Annotated in this window: 5 protein-coding genes and 2 pseudogenes; 4 read left to right on the top strand and 3 right to left on the bottom strand. The window is 38.7% G+C overall.

The genetic code is table 11. The features are described 5' to 3' along the window. Window positions 1-374, bottom strand: a 374-nt coding sequence (locus tag HWQ38_RS11165; RefSeq protein ID WP_292793236.1) for a Uma2 family endonuclease, incomplete at its 3' end; no start/stop codon positions are given. Between the two features lie 133 nt (window positions 375-507). On the opposite strand from HWQ38_RS11165, the gene HWQ38_RS11160 reads away from it, so the two are divergent. Then, window positions 508-660, top strand: coding sequence for a hypothetical protein (locus tag HWQ38_RS11160; RefSeq protein WP_292793238.1), 153 nt, complete (start codon window positions 508-510; stop codon window positions 658-660). Window positions 661-1,042: 382 nt separating this feature from the next. Here HWQ38_RS11160 and HWQ38_RS11155 read toward each other — a convergent pair whose 3' ends face one another. Next, complete coding sequence (locus HWQ38_RS11155) at window positions 1,043-1,582, bottom strand: DUF2267 domain-containing protein (RefSeq protein ID WP_292793234.1); 540 nt, start codon at window positions 1,580-1,582, stop codon at window positions 1,043-1,045. A gap of 293 nt (window positions 1,583-1,875) precedes the next feature. Between HWQ38_RS11155 and HWQ38_RS11150 the strand changes: the two are divergent. Together HWQ38_RS11150 and HWQ38_RS11145 are read left to right on the top strand one after the other, a co-directional pair. Next, a pseudogene (locus HWQ38_RS11150) lies at window positions 1,876-2,672 on the top strand (dienelactone hydrolase family protein). 8 nt (window positions 2,673-2,680) lie between these two features. Continuing rightward, entirely contained in the window at window positions 2,681-2,875 is a 195-nt protein-coding gene (locus HWQ38_RS11145; protein ID WP_292793231.1) for a hypothetical protein, read from the top strand. 8 nt (window positions 2,876-2,883) lie between these two features. Here the strand turns inward: HWQ38_RS11145 and HWQ38_RS11140 are convergent. Next, window positions 2,884-3,314, bottom strand: a pseudogene (locus tag HWQ38_RS11140) (hypothetical protein). Between the two features lie 686 nt (window positions 3,315-4,000). Between HWQ38_RS11140 and HWQ38_RS11135 the strand changes: the two are divergent. After that, window positions 4,001-5,668 (top strand): tetratricopeptide repeat protein, encoded by a 1,668-nt coding sequence (locus HWQ38_RS11135; RefSeq protein WP_292793228.1) that lies wholly within the window; start codon window positions 4,001-4,003, stop codon window positions 5,666-5,668. The last annotated feature ends 82 nt before the right edge of the window (window positions 5,669-5,750 follow it).

Raw genomic sequence — 5,750 nt, 5'->3', positions numbered from 1 at the left:
TTGGGCGCTCGGTGCGCTTCGCGCACCATTGCTTGTGCCAGTTGCGTAAGTCCTGTCAACGTTGGATTCAAAACTTCATCTAAGCGATCGCCATTGAGTTGCGGTTCGCCGTCAAAAATCATCACGTCTGGATATACTCCACGTCGATATTCAGGAATCCACAGCCGCAAATCGCTGTTAATTGGCTCGAATTGAGTATCACGCAGTATAAACTTGAAAAAGGCAAAAATGTTTCCACCGATGCGGCTATGTTTGAGTGTTCCTCCGGCCATGGGTACAATTTCTCCATCTCGATATTCGCTATGTCCTTCGGCTTTTTCTTCGATCGCACGATATTCATCCAAACTGTAACGGCGCGAGATGGTAGAAATCATAGGTTGTTGGCGATGGTATTTATTATAAGACAACAATATTATTTTGTCACAGATTTGTTTGTGAGTTAGAAGTTAAAATTCATAATATAAGAGCGATAATTCTGTCGAACATACTCAAGAGCAGAGCAGTACGATGTCTGCCACGAATGTAGCTGTAACATCTATTAACTATTTTGAACCATCCAAACTAAAAATCCGAGAATTTGTTCCACAGGTGGGAGAGGATAATCCATCAAATCGATGGTGGCAATATAACAATATAATTTTGTCACAGATATGGTTGTGAGGTGATATTATGCTGCGATCGCATGTCTACGACAATATACTTTAGCATTTGTTGAAGTGTTAGAAGTTATCTACTTCCAATATGCCTTTGAAGAGTTTGGGTCTCACCGATAGCGCCACGGAGAGCGAGTCTTCTCCCAACGCGAAGCAGCGTCTGGTAGAGTTGGGGAGACGCTTTAGCGCAACGAGCGTCACAGCCTGTACTTCTCTACGAGACGCTGCGCGAACGGCAAGTGTTACCCTGAGCTTGTCGAAGGGCTCAGTAACCATCGTAGACATCGCTTTCTTCTACATTAATGGTTGTGAATCAACAAACCTATTATATAGAAAGCCTGTTTGTGATCATTACTCGCAAACAGACTTGACTTTTTCTAGACTTCTAATTAAGGCTGCTCCCAAAGCTCACGGATACGGTCAGGCAGGCAGCCTGCAATTTCCTGAATCCGCTCTTGAGAAAGTTCGTCTTTGGTGGCAGAAAACACCGCTTTAATTGCCTGCTCTACCTCGACTGTTCCTGGGAGTCCTCCTTCATTAGCAACCCGCCTGAGAAATAGATTGGAATCAATTCCAAGGGGAGCCGGGCCTGTTAAAGGTTGACGAATTCGACTTAAAAATCTCACAAGGGGATTGGTGTCTTTCCAGAGTTCTGCCACTTCTAACTGGAGTGCTTTCTCATCCGTAGGCACAGACTCTGTATGCAGTTCTCCCTCAACGCGATCAATTGTGTCCGTGGTCATTAAGTCGCGCATAACGCGAAACACAACTTCGGTAAAGTCTCTTGCATCATAAGGATCTGCAAATCCGGCTTTAACCATCACCTTTTCCAGAAACGAGCCATGTTCGTCAGCGATCGCAGCTCGAGTATCTTCAATCTCCGTTGGGTCAATTTCTGGAATGTTATTCCTAAATGATTGATCGGGCATTGTTTTTTCTTGTGCTTTTTAATTTTGAGTCTTTATGCTTACCTTATGTAAGGTCGCACAAATCAAAAACCCTTAGCATCATCCAGAAGTTTGAAATGCCATCTATTCAAAAGTTAGAAATTTATTTGATCTGCTCACAGCAGCAAAGCCGGAAGGTCATGCTTGAGGTTAAGGAATTTTCCTTGATTGAGCAGAGCAATAGTCCTGGTATTTCCGCCTGTTGTAGACATCGCCCATTGGTGTCAAAAAACAGTCAGAATAGATGAATTGGGATAAAATCAGCCGAAACAAAGATGGTAGAAACAACAAACATCGAAATTAACACTTGCTATGTCAAAGTACCTAACAATGATTTAGAAATCGATGCTTACTTAGCTCAACCAGCACATAAAGCAACCTTTGGCGCGGTTAAGTTTTTCCAGAAATTTTTGGCGTCAATAGCAACATTAAGGATATCACCGAATTAATCGCTAAACAAGGTTATCTGGCAATAGCACCCACGCTGTATCAACGTATTGCTCCTGGTTTTGAGGTTGAGTATAGCCAAGAAGATGCTGGGTATAGCCCAGAAGGCTATCGGCTTGGCTTGCAATACTATCAACAAGTGAAGTATCAAGAAATTGTAAGCGATATTCAAGCAGCGATTGCTTACCTAAAAACTTTACCCAATGTCAAAGATAATGCAATCGGCGCTATTGGTTTCTGTTTTGGCGGTCATGTTGCTTACATCGCTGCAACGTTACCCGATATCAAAGCAACAGCTTCGTTTTACGGTGGTGGGATTACCACTGCTAGTTATGGTGAAGACACTCCAACCATTAATCGCACCTCGGAAATTAAAGGTATTATCTATGCGTTTTTTGGTACAAGAGATGCCTTAATTTCGCAAGAGGAAAACAAGCAAATTGAGGCAGAATTAAAGAAACATAACATAAATCATCGTGTATTCCGATACGACGCTGGACACGGATTCTTCCACGGATTTTTTAAAGACCAATACCCATTCATAACCCAGAACCCAAGTTACAATCCTGAAGCTACTCCTAATGCTTGGCAACATGTTCTAGAACTGTTTCAAAATAACTTGTAATAAAGCAAGTGCGATCGCACTTGCTTAAGAGGTTGCAAAAACCGGGTTTCTTTGCCCCTGATTTTGGCTTAACTAAATCCGATTCGGCTACAGTGCGTCACCAAATAGCCCATCGTAGACATCGCTATGTTTTGGGCGATGTCTACGATGGGCTACTTTGCGTCTACACAATTATTTCCACTTTACAGAATTTTGAGTACTAGCGCATATCCTAGCTGATCGCTGCTGTTTTATTTCCATTGTTGCCCTCGACAGTGGCAACGAATGACGGTTGCTCATCACTGAGAGTTGGCGACTCGCCTCGCAGCCCTTTGCGGCGCTGGTTCTTAGGAATTCCTCCCGCCCCGCCATACCGTACTCTACACTGCTTTTGCCATATCGAGTCCACACTGCCATTAGCATGTGTTCTGTCATATCTCCCAACTCGTCTTCTGTTTCCAGCATTTAACGGTACAATTTATCTAGGCTGGAAAGGGCACTGTTATATGCATTTTCTCTAGTTCGCATCGTTTCGATCATAGTTGAGAAGGCAGGTAAGGTGAGTCCATTGCCTAAATCCAAACTTCGATCAATTGAGTTTATGCTAGCCGCACGACGCACTGCTCTTTCTAGCACTAGGGAAGTTCTTTTTCTACGAGCCATGATCTACACCTTGTAATACAGTACGGTTAATATTCTTTACTTTAGTAAATTTCCGTATAGATTAGCCTGAGAGAATTCCGGCAAATCTGCAATGGTTTTGCTACAAAGGCGATCATTGTCATAAATGCGCGAATTACTGAAATGAGAAAGCAAACTGGGGTTTGAGAAAGTAAAAGCTCATTTTACTTGCGGAAAACACCCAAATTAGAAAGCAAAAGCTCATTTTGCTTGCGGAAAACACCAAAATCAGTAAGCAAACTGGGGTTTGAGTAAGTAAAAGCTTATTTTACTTACGGAAAACACCCAAATTAGAAAGCAAAAGCTCATTTTGAGTAAGTCATAAGCCATTTTGCTAACTAAATTCGACTTTAGGTATATTTTGGCGCTGCAATCACCAGTTATGATTATTGTGAGAGCAGTTTACGATTCGGGAAGATACTATGTTTTACTTCATGTGCATCACTGATTGCAAGCTCCTCTGACGAGTGGAGAAGTTGACGCAGAAGAAAAGAATAAAAACTCCGATAGCATTAACTCAGTTGCTTGTGTAAGTGCGATCGCAACACCAAAAACACTGACTCCAACAAATTGCAGATGTATTATGGACTTACCTCACCTTTTTAAGTAGTGGTGATTTTATGTCTAATTTATTACAATAGTTATTTCAGTTAACAGTCTTGAGAAAGATGACAGAAGTTACGCCACATCCAGATTGCCCATTTACATATCAGACTTTTCAACTACTTGAAAATTTTAAAAATAATTCAAGTGAAGATTTTTATTCAGATCATGAAGAAGAGTTTCAAGAATATATTGAAAAACCTCTTCATCAAATTTATATTTATGTGATTGCTCAACTACCAATTCAAATTATAGAAAAATTAGATGTACAGAATGCTACCATAGAAAAGTCCTATCATAGTAGCCTTATAGGTTATTATTTAATTTCTAAAAAAACAACAAACAATTTTAAGTACATTAATTTTTTTATCTCTATTGAAAAAGATGATTTTCGTTTTGGTCTTTTTATCAATGAAGATAGCGATGCCAGACAAAAATTTATCGAAAATATTCAAAATAAAAAAATTAAAGAAATACTTCTCCAACATCTGAATCCAATAGATGATTTATATTTACGCTCTGAATCTAGTACAAGAATTAGTAAATTAAATCGTTTATCTGATTGGCTTGGAGTAGTAGGTTGGTTAAAAAGCGCTACAAAAAATATTCAAATTAGCAAACATCTAACACCAAAAACAGTATTAGCTTCTTCTCCAGAAGAATTAGTTAAGGATATAAAGCAAACACTGGAGAGAGTTTTCCTTTTATTCTTAGTTGCTACTGAAGATAATCCTCTTCAACAGCTTAAAAGATACATATTAAAAGAGGATTTAGATATAGCTAAAAATCTTTATAATCAAGGGCTAAGGCTTTATGAGAAAGCTGCATATATAGATGTTATTATAGCGTTTGATATCGCTATACGAAACGCTCCTAATTTAGGAGATGCTTACAAGTATCGAGCAAAAGCAAAAGCTAAATTGGGAGATATCAACGGTGCAATATTAGACTTGAATCAATTACTACTCATCCAGCCGAAAAATGCTGAGGCTCATGATAGTAGAGGAAATCTTTATCGCAAACAAGATAATTATAATGAAGCTATTCAAGATTACAACCAAGCAATATCGATAAATTCTAACTATGCTCTAGCCTATTATCACCGAGGAGGTGCGTATTTAGAATTTGAGACAAAACTAAAAGCAATAGCATCTCAAATTTGTGAATCTGTAGTACAGTCTTCTAGTTTACTATGGTTAATATTCGGAAGTAAGATACTTCCACTAATTGTCTCTTTTCAAAATTGGGATGCTACCCAAAAAGTAATTGATGATTTACGCATAGCAGTAGAATTATTTGAAAAGGAAAAAGATGTGGATAATCATGAAGAAGCGCAACGTCTTCTCAATACAATTCATCCAGACTATTCAGAACCAGAGTTTTCAGTAATTTATCAAAATGTATGCTCTAAAAAACTACAAATATCTGAAAGTGTACTGCGCCGTTATCACTTAGCACTTAAAACAAGAAAGTTTGTAATTCTTTCTGGAATTAGCGGAACAGGAAAAACTTGGTTAACAAAAGCATACGCTGAAGCTATTGGTGCTAAATATCTTTTAGTTCCTGTTGCTCCCAATTGGACTACTAATGAAGACTTGCTAGGATATTTTAATCCCATAGATATACATAAAAACTATCATCACACAGAATTCAGTCACTTTTTAGAACAAGCGGCTGAAGAATATGAAAAAGCCAAAGCTGATAAGCATACACCCAGAAATGTTGAATCCTAATACAAAACTTTACATATTTAATTACACTAACTCTAAAAAGCCTAAAATAGTCAACATGACATCATCTCCTCAAACCAATGAA

It is taken from the genome of Nostoc sp. NMS7 (genome assembly GCF_017115085.1).
Taxonomy (GTDB): Bacteria; Cyanobacteriota; Cyanobacteriia; order Cyanobacteriales; family Nostocaceae; genus Nostoc.
Note: the sequence above shows the minus strand (reverse complement) of the source record. Positions and strands in the feature narration are given on the sequence as shown.

Excerpts from the sequence above, each read along its gene's own strand:
- HWQ38_RS11160 (WP_292793238.1), top strand. The coding sequence starts at position 508 with ATGTCTGCCACGAATGTAGCTGTAACATCTATTAACTATTTTGAACCA.
- HWQ38_RS11155 (WP_292793234.1), bottom strand. The coding sequence starts at position 1,582 with ATGCCCGATCAATCATTTAGGAATAACATTCCAGAAATTGACCCAACG.
- HWQ38_RS11135 (WP_292793228.1), top strand. The coding sequence starts at position 4,001 with ATGACAGAAGTTACGCCACATCCAGATTGCCCATTTACATATCAGACT.